16 protein-coding genes are annotated in these 16,429 nt (G+C 75.0%); 9 read left to right on the top strand and 7 right to left on the bottom strand.

The window, feature by feature from the left end:
• The 3 genes from VGP36_20350 to VGP36_20340 all read left to right on the top strand — a co-directional run.
• A partial coding sequence (locus tag VGP36_20350; GenBank protein ID HEV7657062.1) for an aminotransferase class III-fold pyridoxal phosphate-dependent enzyme occupies positions 1-688 on the top strand: 688 nt, incomplete at its 5' end.
• A 196-nt stretch (positions 689-884) separates the two neighbouring features.
• Positions 885-1,415, top strand: coding sequence for a hypothetical protein (locus VGP36_20345; GenBank protein HEV7657061.1), 531 nt, complete (start codon positions 885-887; stop codon positions 1,413-1,415).
• Complete coding sequence (locus VGP36_20340; protein HEV7657060.1) at positions 1,415-1,561, top strand: hypothetical protein; 147 nt, start codon at positions 1,415-1,417, stop codon at positions 1,559-1,561. The genes VGP36_20345 and VGP36_20340 overlap by 1 nt, the downstream gene beginning before the upstream one ends.
• An 82-nt stretch (positions 1,562-1,643) precedes the next feature.
• Here VGP36_20340 and VGP36_20335 read toward each other — a convergent pair whose 3' ends face one another.
• Together VGP36_20335 and speB are read right to left on the bottom strand one after the other, a co-directional pair.
• Positions 1,644-2,048, bottom strand: coding sequence for an Hsp20/alpha crystallin family protein (locus tag VGP36_20335; protein ID HEV7657059.1), 405 nt, complete (start codon positions 2,046-2,048; stop codon positions 1,644-1,646).
• Positions 2,049-2,115: 67 nt separating this feature from the next.
• On the bottom strand, positions 2,116-3,072 hold the full coding sequence (gene speB, locus VGP36_20330) for an agmatinase (protein ID HEV7657058.1): 957 nt from the start codon (positions 3,070-3,072) through the stop codon (positions 2,116-2,118).
• Positions 3,073-3,277: 205 nt separating this feature from the next.
• Here speB and VGP36_20325 point away from each other — a divergent pair, with 205 nt between their 5' ends.
• Entirely contained in the window at positions 3,278-4,660 is a 1,383-nt protein-coding gene (locus VGP36_20325) for an FAD-dependent oxidoreductase (GenBank protein ID HEV7657057.1), read from the top strand.
• Between the two features lie 13 nt (positions 4,661-4,673).
• Here the strand turns inward: VGP36_20325 and VGP36_20320 are convergent, their stop codons facing one another.
• Positions 4,674-5,408: a TetR/AcrR family transcriptional regulator gene (locus VGP36_20320; GenBank protein ID HEV7657056.1), complete on the bottom strand. Its 735-nt coding sequence runs from the start codon at positions 5,406-5,408 to the stop codon at positions 4,674-4,676.
• Between the two features lie 111 nt (positions 5,409-5,519).
• On the opposite strand from VGP36_20320, the gene VGP36_20315 reads away from it, so the two are divergent.
• Positions 5,520-7,730, top strand: a complete 2,211-nt coding sequence (locus tag VGP36_20315) for an MMPL family transporter (GenBank protein ID HEV7657055.1) — start codon at positions 5,520-5,522, stop codon at positions 7,728-7,730.
• 34 nt (positions 7,731-7,764) lie between these two features.
• Complete coding sequence (locus VGP36_20310; GenBank protein ID HEV7657054.1) at positions 7,765-9,021, top strand: site-2 protease family protein; 1,257 nt, start codon at positions 7,765-7,767, stop codon at positions 9,019-9,021.
• A 15-nt stretch (positions 9,022-9,036) separates the two neighbouring features.
• Here VGP36_20310 and VGP36_20305 read toward each other — a convergent pair whose 3' ends face one another.
• Positions 9,037-10,899 carry a penicillin-binding transpeptidase domain-containing protein gene (locus VGP36_20305; protein ID HEV7657053.1) on the bottom strand — a complete coding sequence of 621 codons (1,863 nt, stop codon included), beginning with the start codon at positions 10,897-10,899 and terminating at the stop codon, positions 9,037-9,039.
• A 61-nt stretch (positions 10,900-10,960) separates the two neighbouring features.
• Positions 10,961-11,803, bottom strand: coding sequence for a GNAT family N-acetyltransferase (locus VGP36_20300; protein ID HEV7657052.1), 843 nt, complete (start codon positions 11,801-11,803; stop codon positions 10,961-10,963).
• Positions 11,804-11,897: 94 nt separating this feature from the next.
• On the opposite strand from VGP36_20300, the gene VGP36_20295 reads away from it, so the two are divergent.
• From VGP36_20295 to VGP36_20285, 3 genes are read left to right on the top strand one after another with little or no spacing between them, the layout of a single operon-like run.
• Positions 11,898-12,803, top strand: coding sequence for a GNAT family N-acetyltransferase (locus tag VGP36_20295; GenBank protein ID HEV7657051.1), 906 nt, complete (start codon positions 11,898-11,900; stop codon positions 12,801-12,803).
• A gap of 18 nt (positions 12,804-12,821) precedes the next feature.
• Complete coding sequence (locus VGP36_20290) at positions 12,822-14,495, top strand: proline--tRNA ligase (protein ID HEV7657050.1); 1,674 nt, start codon at positions 12,822-12,824, stop codon at positions 14,493-14,495.
• Positions 14,492-15,166, top strand: coding sequence for an HAD family hydrolase (locus VGP36_20285; protein ID HEV7657049.1), 675 nt, complete (start codon positions 14,492-14,494; stop codon positions 15,164-15,166). Before VGP36_20290 ends, VGP36_20285 begins: the two co-directional genes overlap by 4 nt.
• Here the strand turns inward: VGP36_20285 and VGP36_20280 are convergent.
• Together VGP36_20280 and VGP36_20275 are read right to left on the bottom strand one after the other, a co-directional pair.
• Positions 15,163-15,708, bottom strand: a complete 546-nt coding sequence (locus VGP36_20280; protein ID HEV7657048.1) for a ferritin-like domain-containing protein — start codon at positions 15,706-15,708, stop codon at positions 15,163-15,165. The two genes, VGP36_20285 and VGP36_20280, sit on opposite strands and share 4 nt — an antisense overlap.
• Complete coding sequence (locus VGP36_20275; protein ID HEV7657047.1) at positions 15,705-16,331, bottom strand: hypothetical protein; 627 nt, start codon at positions 16,329-16,331, stop codon at positions 15,705-15,707. Before VGP36_20275 ends, VGP36_20280 begins: the two co-directional genes overlap by 4 nt.
• Positions 16,332-16,429 lie beyond the last annotated feature (98 nt).

Below are 16,429 nucleotides of genomic sequence, written 5' to 3'. Positions count from 1 at the left end.
GTCCGGGGACGTGGCCTGCATGATCGCCGAGCCGGTGCAGGGCGTCGGCGGGTTCGTGGTGCCGCCGGACGGGATGCTCGGCGCGATGAAGCCGATCCTCGACGAGTACGGGATCCTGCTGATCTCCGACGAGGTCCAGACCGGCTGGGGCCGCACGGGGGAGCACTTCTGGGGCATCCAGGCCCACGGCGTGACCCCGGACATCATGACCTTCGCCAAGGGCGTCGGGAACGGGCTGGCCATCGGCGGCGTGGTCGCGCCGGCCGAGCTGATGGACAACCTGCCGGCCAACTCGATCTCCACCTTCGGCGGCAACCCGCTGGCCACCGCGGCCGCCCGGGCCACCATCGACTACGTGCTCGAGCACGACCTGCAGGCCAACGCGCTCAAGGTCGGCGACCAGCTGCTGCGCGGCCTGCGCGACCTGGGCGAGGACAACGACGCGGTCGGCGACGTCCGGGGCAAGGGCCTGATGGCGGCGATCGAGCTGGTCAAGCCCGGTACGGACACGCCCGACGTGGCCGCCGCGAGCAAGCTGATGGAGGAGACCCGCGCGCGCGGGCTGCTCGTCGGCAAGGGCGGCAAGTACGGCAACGTGGTCCGGATGGCCCCGCCGCTCACGCTCACCGAGGCCGAGGCCGACGAGGGGCTCGGCATCCTGGGCGACGCGCTGGGCACGCTTCGCTGAATTCACCCGTTCGGCGCAGAACCGATCGTGGGTCCACAGACGAAGACCAGGATGTCGAGCACGAGCTTGGGGGGCGCGTGCTAGGCGCAACCGCCTCTCGTGGGTTCTGAGGGGGACGACCGAGAGCTGCGGGGAACCGACCGGCCCCGCCCGCGTCGACCGGGACGACGGGCGGGGCCGTTAGGGTCCTGAAGCGGTGGACTTCCTCGCGTACGTCCTGGTCGCCGTGCTCACGGCCGTCACCGTGCTGGTGCTCGCGGCGGTCACCCGGCGGTTGCTCGGTCCGCGCTTCGGGCTGGTCCGCACGCTGCTCGCCGGCATCCTGGCCTTCGTCGTCTCCGGCCCGCTGTTCTCGGCCATGCGCGGCTCGGCCGGCTCCGGCGCCGGCCAGTTCTGGCTGCTGGTGCTCGCGATCATGCTCGCGCTGCTGTTCGCGATGGCGTTCCTGGTGCTGGCCGAGGTGCTGGTCCCGACCGGCTCGATCCCGCCGCCGTACGAGTGGTGGCGGCTGTCGCGGGCCCGGGCCGCCCGCACCCGCCGGTACGGGCAGATCGTGCGGATCGCGGTCCGGCACGGGCCCGGCCGGGCGCTGCGGGGCCGCGGCCGCGCCGCCGACCCGGGGCTGGCCCGCTCGCTCACCGCCGCGCTGGACGAGGGCGGGGTCACGTTCGTCAAGCTCGGCCAGGTGCTCTCCACCCGGCCGTGCTCGGCGCGACCGCGGGGCTGATGGCCGTGCTGCTGCTGGGCACGTCCGGTGGGCCGGCGGTGACCGCGGACCTGCGGCTCTACCAGCTGCTGGGGTACTTCCTGCTGGTCATCAGCGCGGTGCTGGTGCTGCGGGTGCTGGTCCTGATCTTCCGCGGGGACCCGTGAGCCCGGCTCCCTCGTGGGGAGCCGGGCTCAGGGTCACTGGCCGCGACCCCCGTCCCGTCGGGGACCGGGGTCGCCGGTCTCACTAGGCGGCCTCGACCTCGGGGGTCGGGGTGCCGGTGGTGATCTCCACCGTGCGGGCCTCGGTGCCCGCGTACGCGCCGGCGACCCGGACGCTCAGCACGCCCGCGTCGTAGGAGGCGGACACGGCCTCGGAGGTGACGCCCTCCGGGAGCCGGAAGGTGCGCCGGAACGCGCCGTACCGGACCTCGCGGAGGCTGCGGCCGGCCTGCTCCTCGCTCCGCTCGTCGCGTCGCTCGCCGCGCACGACCAGGCGGCCCTTGTCGACCTCGACGGTCGCGTCGTCAACCTTCACGCCGGGCAGCTCGACGCGGACGATCGCGTCCTCGCCGTCCCGGACGATCTCGGCCGCGGGGGTGAAACCACCCTGCCGGGCCGGGTACGCCGGCCGGAAGTAAATGGTGCTCATGGATGTCTCCTCAGGTTCGCTCGCCGGGATCAGCCGGCTCGACTCTCCTAACCTGAGTGGACTCGACTCAATTCCCGCGAGCGGCGATGCCGGAGAGGGCTTCCAGGACGACGCGGTTGGCCAGGTAGGCGGTGACCTCCGCGGGGTCGTACGCGGGGGCGACCTCGACCACGTCGACGCCGACCACGGGCAGCTCGAGCGCGCACCGGCGGACCGCGTCCAGCAGCTGCCGGGAGGTCAGCCCGCCCGGCTCCGGCGTACCCGTGCCCGGCGCCATCCCGGGGTCGACCACGTCCACGTCGATGGACAGGAACACCCCGTCGCAGTCGTCGGTGGCGATCGCGAACGCCTCGGTCAGGCACTCGTCCAGACCCCGGGCGACCACCTCGGTCATCTCGTACGAGCGGAAGCCCTGCGCGTCCATCCAGGCCAGCGTCTCCGGCCCGGGCCAGTAACCGCGCAGCCCGATCTGCAGGAACCGGTCGCCGCGGACCGCGCCCGACTCGACCAGCCGGCGCATCGGCGTGCCGTGCCCGTAGAGCGCGCCCCACTGGTCCTCGCCGGTGTCGGCGTGCGCGTCGAAGTGCACGACCGAGACCCGCCCCCAGCCGACGTGCTCGGCCACGCCCTGCACGTCCGGCAGCGCGATCGAGTGGTCGCCGCCGAGGATCACCGGGATCGAGGTCGCAGCCACCGTGGAGACCGCCTGCCGCAGCGCGTCCAGGGACCGCTCGATCTCACCCGGCGGCATCTCCACGTCGCCGGCGTCGGTCACCGCGAGGTCCTTCAGCGGGTCCACGTGCAGGGCCAGGTGCGGCCGGGAGCCGTCGTGCGGCAGGTAGTCCGTGGTCCGGATCGCCTGCGGGCCGAACCGGGCCCCGGGCCGGTGGGTCGCGCCCCCGTCGAACGGCGCGCCCACGATCACCGCCCTCGACTGCGCGAAGGACGCCGGGTCGCCGAGGTCGCAGGCCGGCACGCCGAGGAAGGTCACGTCCGGCCCGTACATGGGCCCGTACCTAGGCATACCGGCAGCGTACGGTCGGGCCGTGGGCGCAGGCGCCCGACCGGGCCCGACCGGCAGCGAACAGGGGCAGCACAGTGAGCGGACGGTCGGGCGCGGCGGCATCTGGACCGGAGCGCCCCCCGGCCGCGCGACCACGGTTCCGGCAGGGGCGCGGAGGGAAGACGCCGCCATGGGCGCCCGACCGGCAGCGAACAGGGGCAGCACAGTGACGTCGTACGCGGGGGTCAGCCTGTGGCTGGATCAGGTCGGGGAGCTGCGGCCTCGACCGGCGCTGGACGGGGACGTCGAGGCCGACGTGGCCATCGTCGGGGCCGGCTACACGGGGCTCTGGACCGCGTACTACCTCGCGGTCGCCGACCCGTCGCTGCGGATCGTGGTGGTGGAGCGGGAGGTCGCCGGGTTCGGAGCCTCCGGGCGCAACGGCGGCTGGTGCTCGGCGCTGTTCGCGGCCTCCCGGGAGGCGGTGGCCGCGGCCGCCGGCGGGGCCGCGGCCGGGCACGCCGCCGCGGTCGACCTGCAGGCGGCGATGGTCGAGACCGTCGACGAGGTCGGCCGGATCGCGGCGGCCGAGGGCATCGAGTGCGGGTACGCCAAGGGCGGCACGCTCACGCTGGCGACCTCGCCCGCGCACGTGGAGCGGGTCAAGGCCCACGTCGCCGACGACCAGGACTGGGGTGCGACCGACACCCGCTGGCTGTCCGCGGCCGAGGTCCGGGAGCGGGTCGCCGCGGCCGGGGTGCTCGGCGCGGCCTTCACCCCGCACTGCGCCCGGGTCCAGCCGGCCGCGCTGGTCCGGGGGCTGGCCCGGGCGGCCTCCGAGCGCGGCGTCCGGATCTACGAGCGGACCGCCGCGACCGCGCTGTCGGCCGGCGTTGTGGAGACCGCGCGGGGGCGGGTGCGGGCGCCGGTGGTGATCCGGGCGACCGAGGCGTACACGGCCGAGCTGCCGGGGGAGCGGCGGACCGTGCTGCCGATCTACTCGCTGATCGTGGCGACCGCGCCGCTGCCCGCGGCGGCCTGGGACGCGCTCGGCTGGGACGGCGCCGAGACGCTCACGGACGGGCGGCACCTGCTGGTGTACGCGCAGCGCACCGCGGACGGGCGGATCGCGTTCGGCGGGCGGGGGGCGCCGTACCACGCCCGGTCCCGGACCGAGCCCGCGTACGACCGGGACGAGCGGGTCTTCGCCGAGCTGGAGCGGACGATGCGCACGGTCCTGCCGGGCCTCGGGGACGTCCCGGTCACGCACCGGTGGGGCGGCCCGCTGGCGGCGGCCCGGGACTGGTTCCCCTCGGTCGGGCTCGATCCGGCGACCGGCCTCGGCTGGGGCGGCGGGTACGTCGGCGACGGCGTCGCCACCGCCAACCTGGCCGGGCGGACGCTGGCCGACCTCGTCCTGCGCCGGGACACCCGGCTGACCCGGCTGCCCTGGGTCGGGCACCGGTCCCGGCGCTGGGAACCGGAGCCGCTGCGCTGGCTCGGGGCGACCGCGGTCCGCCGGCTCGCGACCTCGGCCGACGCGGCCGAGGCCCGCACCGGCACCCCCGCCCGCCGGGCCACCCTCCTCACCCGCCTCACCGGCGGCTGACCCACCCCGTCCGTCAGGGCGGGGGAGAAGGTGGGTACTTGTCGGCGAAGCCGAGTTTGGTGGCGAGGTCGCGGAGCTCGGACTCGAACATCGGCTCGGCGTCGGAGAGCGCGAACCGCAGGTGGCCGAAGACCTCCATCGCGACCATCCCGTACAGCTGGATCCAGCAGGACAGGAACACCTGCGCCGCGCCCAGCGGCAGCTCGACCGGGAACCAGGAGCGCCAGGTCTCGAGTTCCTGCCGCAGCTCCGGCGGGATCTCCTCGTCGGCCGGGATCGGGAACGGGTCGTCGAGGTAGATCCGCGCCACCAGCCCGCCGAAGATGAGCCCGAACCGCTCGGACGCCTGGTGGGCCGGGTCGTCGTCGTCCTCGTCCTCACCGCGGCCCGGGATCGGGCTGCCGAACAGCAACTCGAACTCGCGCCGGTTCGCCAGCGCCCAGCCCCGGAACTCCCGGCTGGCCGCGCCCAGCTGGAACGGCGCCCCGGCCTCGGCCTCGCCGTCGCGGGCCGCCTCCAGCGCCTCGGTGAGCTCGTCGTACAGGTCGGCGATCAGGGCGATGACCAGGTCTTCCCGGCTGGGGAAGTAGCGGTAGAGCGCCGGCGCGGTCATGCCCATCTCCCGCGCGATCGCCCGCAGCGAGAGCCCGTCGGGACCCTCGGCGACCAGGATTCGCCGGGCGGTCTCCTTGATCTCGGCGACGGTCGCCGCCCGGACCCGCTCCCGGCGGCTGAGCGTGGTGGCCACGTCGCCTCCATTCCTGAACGCCCTTGACTTCAGTGAACGATGTATGCACAGTAGAGGGCGTTGGATAAACACCGTTCACGGTAGTGAGAGAGTATAGACCAGGAGGGTGGCATGTTCGAGGCACTGGGCCGGGCAGCGTTCCGGCGGCGCTGGGCGGTGCTGGTCGCCGCCGTGGCATTCCTGCTCGTCGGCGGGCTCTGGGGGACCGGCGTGTTCGCCTCCCTGACCAGCGGCGGCTTCGACGACCCGGGTAGCGACAGCTCCCGGGCGGCCGCGGTCGCCGCGGCCGAGCTGGGCCGCGACGACGCCGACGTGGTCGTGCTCTACCGCAGCGCCGACCGGACCGTCGACGATCCCGCCGTCCGGCAGGCCGTCACCGGCACCCTGGCGGCGCTGCCCGCCGACGCCGTCGCCCGCACCGTCGACTGGTACGGCACCCGCGCGCCCGGCCTGGTCAGCGCCGACCGGCACGCGACGTACGCGGTGCTGACGCTGCAGGGGGACGAGCAGCAGCGCACCGACGTGCTGAACCGGATCGAGCCGGATCTGGCCGCACCCGGGCTGGACACGACGGTCAGCGGCACCACCACGGTCGGCCGGGACATCAACGAGCGGGTCAGCGCCGACCTCGTCCGGGCCGAGACGCTCTCCATGCCGATCCTGCTGGTGCTGCTCGTGCTCGTCTTCGGCAGCCTGGTCGCGGCCAGCCTGCCGGTGGCGATCGGCGCGCTCGCGATCCTCGGCGCGTTCACCGCGTTGCGGGTGGTCTCGCTGTTCACCGAGGTGTCGATCTTCTCGGTCAACGTGGTGACGATCCTCGGGATGGGGCTGGCGATCGACTACGGCCTGTTCGTCGTCGGGCGCTACCGCGAGGAGCTGGCCGGCGGGCTGGAGCCGCGGGCCGCGCTGGTCCGCACGATGGCCACCGCCGGGCGCACCGTCGCCGTCTCCGGGCTGACGGTGGCGGCCGCGCTGGCCGGGCTGCTGATCTTCCCGCAGGTCTTCCTGCGCTCGATGGGCCTGGGCGGGATCGCCGCGGTGCTGATCGCGGTGGCCGCCGCGCTGACCGTGCTGCCGGCGCTGCTGGCCGTGCTCGGCCGCCGGGTCGACGCGCTCCCGGTCCGCCGCCGCCGTACGGCCGCCCCGGCCACCGCGACCGGGGCCTGGGACCGGCTGGCCCGCAGCGTCATGCGCCGCCCGGTGCTCTACGCGACCGCGGTCGTCGGGGTGCTGCTGACCTTGGGGCTGCCGTTCCTGCGGGTCAGCTTCGGCGGCATCGACGCCCGCGCGCTGCCGGCCGCGACCGAGAGCCGGCAGGTCACCGAGACCCTGAACCGCGACTTCCCGGCCAACGCGACCACCCCGATCCAGGCCGTGGTCTCGCTCCCGGCCGGCGCCGGGCCGGGCGACCTGAACGCCTGGGTCGGCGAGGCCCGGACCGTCCCGGGCATCACCTCGGCCACGGTCACCGACCGGCGGGACCGTACGGCCCGGGTCGACCTGGCCTTCGCCGGCGACCCGATGTCGGCGCAGTCCCGGGCGCTGGTCGACCGGGTCCGGGCGCTGCCGCCCCCGCCGGGCGGGTCGGTGCTGGTCGGCGGGCAGACCGCGACGCTGGCGGACCTGCTGTCCAGCCTCGGCCGGCTGCTGCCGTGGATGGGGCTGATCGTGGCCGGCGTGACCGTGCTGCTGCTGTTCCTCGCGTTCGGCTCGATCGTGCTGCCGATCAAGGCGCTGCTGATGAACGCGCTGTCGCTGACCGCCTCGTTCGGCGCGATCGTCTGGATCTTCCAGGACGGGCATCTGTCCGGGCTGCTCGACTTCACCTCGACCGGCACGCTGGAGGCGACCCAGCCGATCCTGGTGCTGGCGATCGTGTTCGGCCTCTCGATGGACTACGAGGTCTTCCTCATGTCCCGGATCCGGGAGCGCTACCTGGCCACCGGCGACAACACCGAGTCGGTCGCGACCGGCCTGCAGCGTACGGGCGGCCTCATCACCACCGCGGCGCTGCTGCTGGTCGTGGTGATCGGCGCGTTCTCGCTGTCCGGGATCACGTTCATCAAGCTCATCGGGGTGGCGATGGCGATCGCGGTGATCGTCGACGCGACCGTGGTGCGGGCGCTGCTGGTGCCGGCCAGCATGCGGCTGCTGGGCCGCTGGAACTGGTGGGCGCCGACACCGCTGCGCCGCTTCCAGGACCGGTTCGGGCTGCACGAGGAGGCGGACTTCTCACCGGGACGGAACGGCGGCGACGGTACGCTCGGTCGTCGCGACGAGGCGGCCGGGAACCGGCCGGACGTCGCAGAGGTTGTCCAGTAGTCGGTGAGTCGGACGGGTCGGAAGGCTGGCGCAGATGGCGTACGTCGTCGGGGTGGTGATCTTCGCCTTCGGCCTGCTGTTCTCCGTCTGCCTGCACGAGGCCGGTCACATGACCGTCGCGAAGGTGCTCGGCATGCGGGTCAGCCGCTACTTCGTCGGCTTCGGGCCGACGATCTTCTCCTTCCGCCGCGGCGAGACCGAGTACGGGTTGAAGGCCATCCCGGCCGGCGGGTTCGTCAGCATCGACGGGATGTCCCCGCACGTGATCGACACCCCGGCCGAGCACGAGCAGCAGGCGTTCTGGCGGGCACCGGTGTGGAAGCGGACCGCGGTGATGCTCGCCGGCTCGGTCACCCACTTCCTGCTGGCGATCGTGCTGCTGTGGGCGGCGCTGTCGGCCTTCGGGATCGAGCGGTCGGTGGACCCGGCGACCGCGCCGGCCCGGCTGGCCGCGATCTCCGACTGCGTCGTGGTCGGCTACGACACGCTCGCCGACGGGGGCCTGCGGGGCTGCCGGGCCGGGGACCCGCCGGCGCCGGCCAAGGCGGCCGGGCTGCAGCAGGGTGACGTGATCACCGCGGTCGGCGCCCGGCAGACGCCGACGCTGGCCGACTTCCAGGACGCGCTGCGCAAGGCGAACGGGGCCCAGCCGCTGCCGATCACGTACACCCGGGACGGCGCGACCGCGACGACGACGGTGACGCCGGTGGTGGCCAAGCGGCCGCCGGTCGGCGCCACCGACACGTCCACGCTGGTCGGGACGCCGACGATCGGCGTGGTCGGCGACCTGCCGAGCAACCTCGTCCGGGAGGGGCCGATCTCCGGTCTCGGGTCGGCGTTCACGACCGCGGGCGGGATGGTCAAGGCGACCTTCACCGCGCTGGGCTCGATCCCGTCCAAGGTGCCGGCGCTGATCGACGCGGTGACCGGGGCGCCGCGCGATCCGAACTCGCCCGTCAGCGTGGTCGGCGCCAGTCGCGCCGGCGGGGAGATCCTCGGCAACCAGGGGATCGGCGGGATCGCGTTCTTCCTGGCGCTGCTCGCCGGGACCAACATCTTCCTGGGCGTCTTCAACCTGGTGCCGCTGCCGCCGCTGGACGGGGGGCACATCGCGGTCATGTGGTTCGAGCGGATCCGCAGCCGGATCGCGCTCTCCCGGGGCCGCCCCGACCCCGGGTTCGTCCGCCCGGAGCGGATCGCGCCGGTCGTCATGGTCTTCATCGCGATCTTCGGAACCTTCGCCCTGCTCGCGGTCGTCGCCGACGTGGTGAACCCGGTCAAGCTGTTCTAGGGGTCCCGGCCGGCCTCAGCGGAGGCCGGTGAGGAAGGACCGGGCGACGGGGACCGCCGTCGTCCCGCTCGACTGGCCGTCCTGGACGAAGACCGCGAACGCCAGATCACCCTGGAAGCCGGTGAACCACGCGTGCGAGCGCGGCGGCACCGCGGTGCCGTACTCGGCGGTGCCGGTCTTCCCGGAGACCGGACCCCCGGGCACCCCGGAGAGCAGCGTCGCGGTGCCCTCGGTGACGACCGCCCGCATCATCTCCCGCAACGCCGGCAGCACCGCGGCCGGCGGCCCGGCCGGCGCCGCTCCGGCCGGATCGGCGCCGTCGATCAGGGCCGGCACCACCGGGCCGCCCTTCGCGACCTGCGCCGCGATCAACGCCATCGTCAGCGGGCTGACCTCCACCCGCCCCTGCCCGATCGCGTCCGCGGCCTTCTCGGTGTCGTCCTTGGGCGCCGGCACCGACCCGCCGAACGAGGGCGCGGTGAGGTTCCAGTCGGTGCCCACCCCGTACAGGGCGGCGGCCGCGGGCAGGTCCCCGTCGTCGAGCTGCTGGGACAGCCCGGTGAAGGTCGTGTTGCAGGACTTCGCGAACGCGGTCCGCAGCGGCACCCTTCCGAGGTCGAACCTGTTCTCGTTCTCGAACTCCTTGCCGTAGACCACGACCGTGCCGGGGCAGTTCACCGCGGACGTCGGCTGGACGACCTTGGCCTTCAGCAGCGCGGTCGAGGTGACGATCTTGAACGTCGAGCCGGCCGGGAACTTGCCGCCCAGCCCGAGCTCGAACGACGCCTGCGTGTTGTCCGAGACGGCCAGGATCGCGCCGGTCGACGGCCGGATCGCGACCAGCGCGGCCGCCTGCGGCACGGTCGCGACCGCGGCGTCGGCGGCGGTCTGCACCGACCGGTCCAGGGTCGTGCGGACCGGGGTGCCGGGGGTCCCGTCGAGGTCGGCCAGCAGGTCGGCCCCGGCCATGACCTGGGCCCCGGGCTTGCCGCCGAGCTGCCCGTTCAGCTCCTTCTGCAGCCCGGAGACGCCGACCTGGGACTGCGCGGTGTAGCCGGCGCCGAGCTGCTTGAGCTGGTCCGCGGTCGGGAACCCGACCCGGCCCAGCAGCGGCTGGGCGAAGGTCCGGGTCGGTGCCAGCAGCTGCGTACCCTCCTGGAACACCGTGCCCGGCAGGTTGTAGATCTGCGGCTTGATCGTGAGGTAGTCGGTCCGGCGCAGCGTGATCACCGTGACGAACGAGTCCGGCTTGGCCTTCTTCACGTCCGCGACGATGTCGGCGCCGTCGATCTTCAGCACCGCCGCCAGCCGGGCCGCGAGCGAGGCCAGGTCGGTGACCTTGCTGGGCTGGACGCCGACGGTGACCACGTCGGTCCGGGCGAACAGCGGCGCGCCGGCCGAGTCCTCCAGCGCGGCCCGGGCCGGCAGCACCGAGGTGACGCTGAGCTTCTGCAGTCCCTCGGCGGTCAGCCGTGGGTGCAGGTCGGCCGCGCTCCACCCGACGGTCCAGTTGTCGCCGGTGTGCGTGAGCGGCAGCGTCCCGCCGTACTTCCAGGGGGCCGCGACGCCCGGCAGCGTCCAGGTCGCCGTGTACGCCGCGGTCGCGTGCGCGTCGTCCTGCTCGGTCACCGCGCCCAGGGTGGTCGCGACCTTGGCGCCCGCGCCGAGCCCGGTCGAGAACTGCTGGAGCATCGTGGCGGCGGTGTTCGCGTCGTCGGTCTGCGCGGCCGCGTTCGGGACGTCGCCGCCCGCCCAGGCCGCCAGGAAGGCCTGGGCGGCGTCCGACGGCCCGGACTCCTTCTTGTTCCACCAGCAGCCCGAGGCGAGCAGGGCGACGATGACGATGAGCGCGGCGAACGTCGGCGATCGGCGGCGCAACGGGTGCTCCCTGGGCTCGGGCGTCGAGGACTCAGAACAAGAGGACCTGGAACAAGAGGACTTAGAACAAGACGCTGGAAAACGTCCCGACGTTGCGCAGACCGACCCGTTCGTACGCGCGGCGGGCCGGCAGGTTGAAGTCGTTGACGTAGAGGCTCACGGTGGGGGCGACCGAGCGCAGCGCCTCGGCCACCACCGTCGCGGTGCCGAGGGTGCCGAGGCCGCGGCCGCGGTACTCCGGGTCGACCCAGACGCCCTGGATCTGCGCGGCCCGGACGCTGACCGCGCCGAGCTCGGCCTTGAACAGCACCCGCCCGTTCTCGATCCGGGCGAACGCCCGCCCGGCCAGCACCAGGTCCCGGACCCGGGCCCGGTACGCGGCGCCGTTGTCGTTGCCGAGCGGCGACGTGCCGACCTCCTCGGTGAACATCGCCACGCAGGCCGGCATCAGCAGGTCCAGCTCGGCGATCGACACCCGCCGGACGGCCGGGTCGCCGGCGAGGACCGGGGCGCAGTTCGTCGCCAGCAGCGGCTGGCTGGCCCGGACCTCGCGGGCCGCTCCCCAGTGCGGCTCCAGCCGTTCCCACAGGGCCGCGACCGCGTGCGCCGGGCCGACGATCGAGGAGCAGCGCCGGCCCTGCCGCCGGGCCCGGTCGGCGAACGCGGCGAGCGCGGCCGGGGCATCGCCGACCGGGACGAGGTTCGCCCCGGCGAAACAGGCCGCCTCCAGCCGGGTGCTGCCGTAGCCCCAGAGCTCCGCGCCGAGCCGCCACGGGTCCAGCCCCGCGGTCTCCACCCGGGACGCGACGAAGCAGTGCGCGACGGGGTCGCGGTCGAGCAACGGCCGCAGCGCGGGAAGGTCGGCCCCGGTGAGCAGTCGAGCCGCACCACCGAGCCTCAGCACGCTGCCAAGCGTATGCCCGCGGGTCCCCCGGTCGAGTGCCGGGATCGCCCCGGCCGGGGCCGGCGACGGCGGGCCGGGCTGGCAGGATCGCGGGGTGCTGACGGTCCGCGCTCGTGCCGATGCCGACGCCGCCGCGGTGGCCGCGCTGCTGGCGGCGACCGCGGACCGGACCGAGGCGCTGGACCCGGCGATCCGGCTCGCCCGCCGGCCCGGGTCCGGCCCGGCGCTGGTCGCGGTCGGCGCGGACGGCGCCCTGCACGGCCATGTCCGGCCGGTCGAGCAGGTGCTCGACGCCGAGGATCCCGATCGCGCGTACGGCCCGGACCGGTCGGTGTCCTGGTTCGACGCCGCCGCGACCGGTCCGGACGCGATCGCCGCGCTGGCCGCCGCGATCCGCGCCACCCCGGTCGGGGCCGAGGCCGACGGGGTGCTCTGGCCGGCCGTGGACGAGGGCTGGTGGGCCGGGATCGGCCTCGAGCCGAGCGGCCACTACTGCCTGCGTCCGCCCGTCCCGCTGCCCGGCCCGCTCCCCGGCGGCGTGACCACCCGGGCGGCCGGGCCGGACGACGTCGAGGCGGTGGTCGCGCTGCACCGGGAGGCGGTCGCGTTCCAGGCCGCCGCCAGCCCGTACGTCCGGCAGGTGCCCGCGGCCGAGGCCGGCTTCCGTAGCCGCCTGTCGACGGGGACGTCGTCCTCGACCCTGCTCGAGGCCGGCGGCCGGCCGATCGCGGTCTGCGAGTGGTGGCCGGTCGACGGCGGCGAGCCGGACCGCCCCGCCCTGCTGCCCCCGGGCCGCTACGTCTACCTCAACTCGGTCGCCGTCACCGCCGGGGCGCGGGGGAGCGGGCTCGGCCGGGCGCTGGTCTCGGCCGCGCTGGCCGCCGCGGACGCCCCCGACGGCAGCACGCTGTGGTTCTCGCCATCGAACCCGATCGCCAGCCGGGTCTGGCCGCACCTAGGGTGGCGCCCGATCTGGTCCGCCTGGGAACGACGGAGCTGAGACAACGTGCCCGACCTGATGTCCTCCTGGTTCGTCCACACCCTGCGCGAGGTGCCGGCCGAGGCCGAGGTGCCGAGCCACCGCCTGCTGCTGCGCGCCGGGTACGTCCGCCGCGTCGCCTTCGGCGGGTACGCCTGGCTGCCGCTCGGCCTGAAGGTCCTGCGCAACGTCGAGCGGATCGTCCGCGAGGAGATGGACCGCATCGGCGCGCTGGAGGTGCTGTTCCCGGCGCTGCTGCCGCGCGAGCCGTACGAGACCACCGGCCGCTGGGACGCCTACGGGCCGGACATCTTCCGGCTCGTCGACCGGCGCGGCGCCGACCACCTGCTCGCACCCACCCACGAGGAGATGTTCGCCCTGCTCGCGAAGGCGGAGCTGGGCTCGTACCGGGACCTGCCGCTGTCGATCTACCAGGTGCAGACGAAGTTCCGGGACGAGACCCGGCCGCGCTCGGGGCTGCTGCGCACCCGCGAGTTCGTGATGAAGGACTCGTACTCCTTCGACCTGACCGACGAGGGGCTGGCCACCTCGTACGCGGCGCACCGGGAGGCGTACCTGCGGATCTTCGCCCGGCTCGGGATCGACGTCCGGGTGGTCTCGGCGGTGTCCGGGGCGATGGGCGGCTCCCGGTCGGAGGAGTTCCTGGCCCCGACGCCGGTCGGCGAGGACACGTTCGCCTCCTGCGCGCAGTGCGGGTACGCGGCCAACACCGAGGCCGTCCCGTCGCCGTCCCGGACCGCCCCGATCGCCGAGCCCGGGCCGGTGGAGGAGCTGGACACCCCGGACACGCCGACGATCGAGACGCTGGCCGCGGCGGTGGGCGTTCCGGCGTCGGCGACGCTGAAGAACCTGCTCGTGCTGGCCGGGGACGAAGTCGTCGCGATCGGCGTGCCCGGCGACCGGGAGGTCGACCTGGGCCGGGTGGAGGGCGTGCTGGGCCCGGTCCGGCTGTTCGAGCCGGCCGACTTCGCCGGCCGGCCCGAGCTGGTCCGCGGCTACGTCGGCCCGCAGGGGATGGCGGGCACTGCCTTCCGCTACCTGGCCGACCGGCGGGTCTCGCCCGGCACCAGCTGGGTCACCGGCGCCAACAAGCCCGACCGGCACGCCCGCAACGTGGTCGCCGGCCGCGACTTCACCGTCGAGCAGTACGCCGACGTGGTCACCGTGCTCGACGGCGACCCGTGCCCGACCTGCGGCGCGCCGCTGGTGCTGGAGCGCGGCGTCGAGGTCGGGCACGTCTTCCAGCTCGGCCGCAAGTACACCGACGCCTTCGAGCTGGACGTCTCCGGTCCGGACGGCGCGCTGGTCCGCCCGACCATGGGCTCGTACGGGATCGGCGTGTCCCGGGCGGTCGCCGTGGTCGCCGAGCAGCACCACGACGAGCGCGGGCTGATCTGGCCCCGCGAGGTCTCCCCGTACGACGTCCACATCGTGCCGGTCGGGCGCGGTGACCAGCCGGCGCACGCCCGGGACCTGGCCGAGCGGCTGGAGGACACCGGGCTGCGGGTGCTCCTCGACGACCGGGAGGCCTCGGCCGGGGTCAAGCTCACCGACGCCGAGCTGCTCGGCGTGCCGCACGTCGTGGTCGTCGGGCGCCGCTCGGCCGAGGGCGTGGTCGAGGTCCGCGACCGGGTCACCGGCGAGGCGTCCGAGTCGAGCCTGGACGACGTGGTCTGGGCGGTGACCCGGTGACGGTCACGGCCGTGCTCTTCGACTGGGGCGGCACGCTCACGCCCTGGCACACGATCGAGCTCGGCGACGGCTGGAAGGCCTGCGGGCTCGGCGACGAGGCCGCCGAGCGGCTGGTCGCGGCCGAGGACGGGATCTGGGCCCGGGCCCGGGCGACCCAGCGCAGCGGCACCATCGACGAGGTGTTCGCGATGGCCGGGGTGACCGCGGGGCCGGCCGAGCTGGCCGCGTACTACGCCTGGTGGGAGGAGCACACCTACACCGACCCCGAGGTCGAGCCGCTGTTGCGGGCGCTGCGCGAGCGCGGCATCCGGATCGGGGTGCTGTCGAACACGCTCTGGCCGCGCACCGAGCACCAGCGGGTGTTCCGCCGGGACGGGGTCGCCGAGCTCATCGACGCGGCCGTCTACACCAGCGAGATCGAGTGGACCAAGCCGCACCCGGAGGCCTTCCGGACGGCCCTGGCGGCGGTCGGAGCCGAGCCGGAGGACGCGGTGTTCGTCGGGGACCGGCCCTGGGACGACATCGCGGGGGCGAAGGGCGTGGGGATGCGGGCGGTGCTGATCCCGCACAGCACGATCCCGGCGTACCAGCAGGGGCCCGTGCAGGGCGAGCCGGACGCGATCGTCTCCCGGCTGTCCGAGCTGCTCCCGCTCGTCGACGGCTGGCGCTAGTCCCCGGGGAACGGGACGGTCGCGGGGGCGATCGGGAGGGCGACCCGCCAGCGGGTGGCGCGGACGGCCGCGTCGGCCAGCGCCAGCAGCGCGGTCCGGCGGACGTCGACGTCGTCGGTCGCCGCCACCGTGTACCGCCAGGCCGCCGCGGCGCCCTCCTCCAGGTGCACGGCCAGCCGGAGCGCGGAGCGCCGGTCGGTGACCGGGAAGGGCAGCGCGTACGACGACTCGGTCGGGACCGGGTCGCCGCCGTAGGTGGTGATGAGCGTGACGGTCTGGTCCCGGCGGGTGCGGTGCGCGTCGTCGGCGTCCCGGACCGCGGCCTGCAGCGGGTCGCCGGCCCGGGCCCCGACGATGCCGTAGCCCCAGATCACCGCGTGCTCGGCGGCCAGCGCGGTCTGCAACGCCGGCACCTGCCCGGTCCCCGACGGGGCCGGCGACGGAGTGCTCGACGGAGTGCCCGTCGGGGTCCCGGTCCCGGCGGCGGTGGTCCCGGCGCCGGCCGGCGGGGCGGCCGAGGTCGGCCGGGGCGGGCTCGTCATGCCAGCACCACCAGGTGGCTGGACTCGCTGGCGGAGATGCCGGCCAGCAGCCGGGCCCGATCGGCCGGCGCGGTCAGCGCGACCGTCCCGCGGGCCGAGGCCGCGGCGCGCTCGGCCCCCCGCAACACCGCCAGCGCCAGCGCCGCCGTCCGCGGCACGGTCACCGGCGCGGAGCTGCCGGACGCCCCTGGCGCCGGCGTCGCGCCCGACGGCTCCGACCCGCCGGCCGCGCCGGAGGGCTCCGACCCGCCGGTTGCGCCGGAGGGCTGCGGGGCGCCGGTGGCGCCGGAGGGCTGCGGCGCGGCCGTGGTGCCCGCGCCAGCCGGCGCGGAGGCGGCCGGGCCCAGCAGGCCGGCCAGCGCGGTCGCGTGCGCGGCGTGGTCGGCCCGGACCGCGGCCAGCCGCGCCCGCAACGCCGGGTAGCGGGTGATCGTCGCGTCGTACAGGCCCAGCAGCCGGTTCTCATCCGCCAGCTCGGCCAGCAGCGGATCCGGCGGCGGGGGAGCGCTGGGTGACGGGCTCGGGGCCGGCGACCCGCCCGCCGTGCACCCGGCCAGCAGGACGCCGCCCGACCCGGCCGTGAGCGCGGCCGCGAGCACGGTACGACGGGCGACGGCGACCACGATCCGGGAGTCTTTCAGAGCATCCGCACCGCCCCGGCGCCACCCGGACGGCGTCCCGGTCCCGCCCGGCTCGTCACTGTTCGTGTCCCGAGCGTGTA

The organism is Mycobacteriales bacterium (assembly GCA_035995165.1).
GTDB lineage: Bacteria > Actinomycetota > Actinomycetes > Mycobacteriales > CADCTP01 > CADCTP01.
The sequence above is the reverse complement of the archived record's forward strand: the minus strand, read 5'-3'. Positions and strand labels throughout refer to the sequence as shown.

Excerpts from the sequence above, each read along its gene's own strand:
- VGP36_20280 (HEV7657048.1), bottom strand. The coding sequence starts at position 15,708 with ATGACGAGCCCGCCCCGGCCGACCTCGGCCGCCCCGCCGGCCGGCGCC.
- VGP36_20290 (HEV7657050.1), top strand. The coding sequence starts at position 12,822 with ATGTCCTCCTGGTTCGTCCACACCCTGCGCGAGGTGCCGGCCGAGGCC.
- VGP36_20335 (HEV7657059.1), bottom strand. The coding sequence starts at position 2,048 with ATGAGCACCATTTACTTCCGGCCGGCGTACCCGGCCCGGCAGGGTGGT.
- VGP36_20310 (HEV7657054.1), top strand. The coding sequence starts at position 7,765 with ATGGCGTACGTCGTCGGGGTGGTGATCTTCGCCTTCGGCCTGCTGTTC.
- VGP36_20340 (HEV7657060.1), top strand. The coding sequence starts at position 1,415 with ATGGCCGTGCTGCTGCTGGGCACGTCCGGTGGGCCGGCGGTGACCGCG.
- VGP36_20315 (HEV7657055.1), top strand. The coding sequence starts at position 5,520 with ATGTTCGAGGCACTGGGCCGGGCAGCGTTCCGGCGGCGCTGGGCGGTG.
- speB (HEV7657058.1), bottom strand. The coding sequence starts at position 3,072 with ATGCCTAGGTACGGGCCCATGTACGGGCCGGACGTGACCTTCCTCGGC.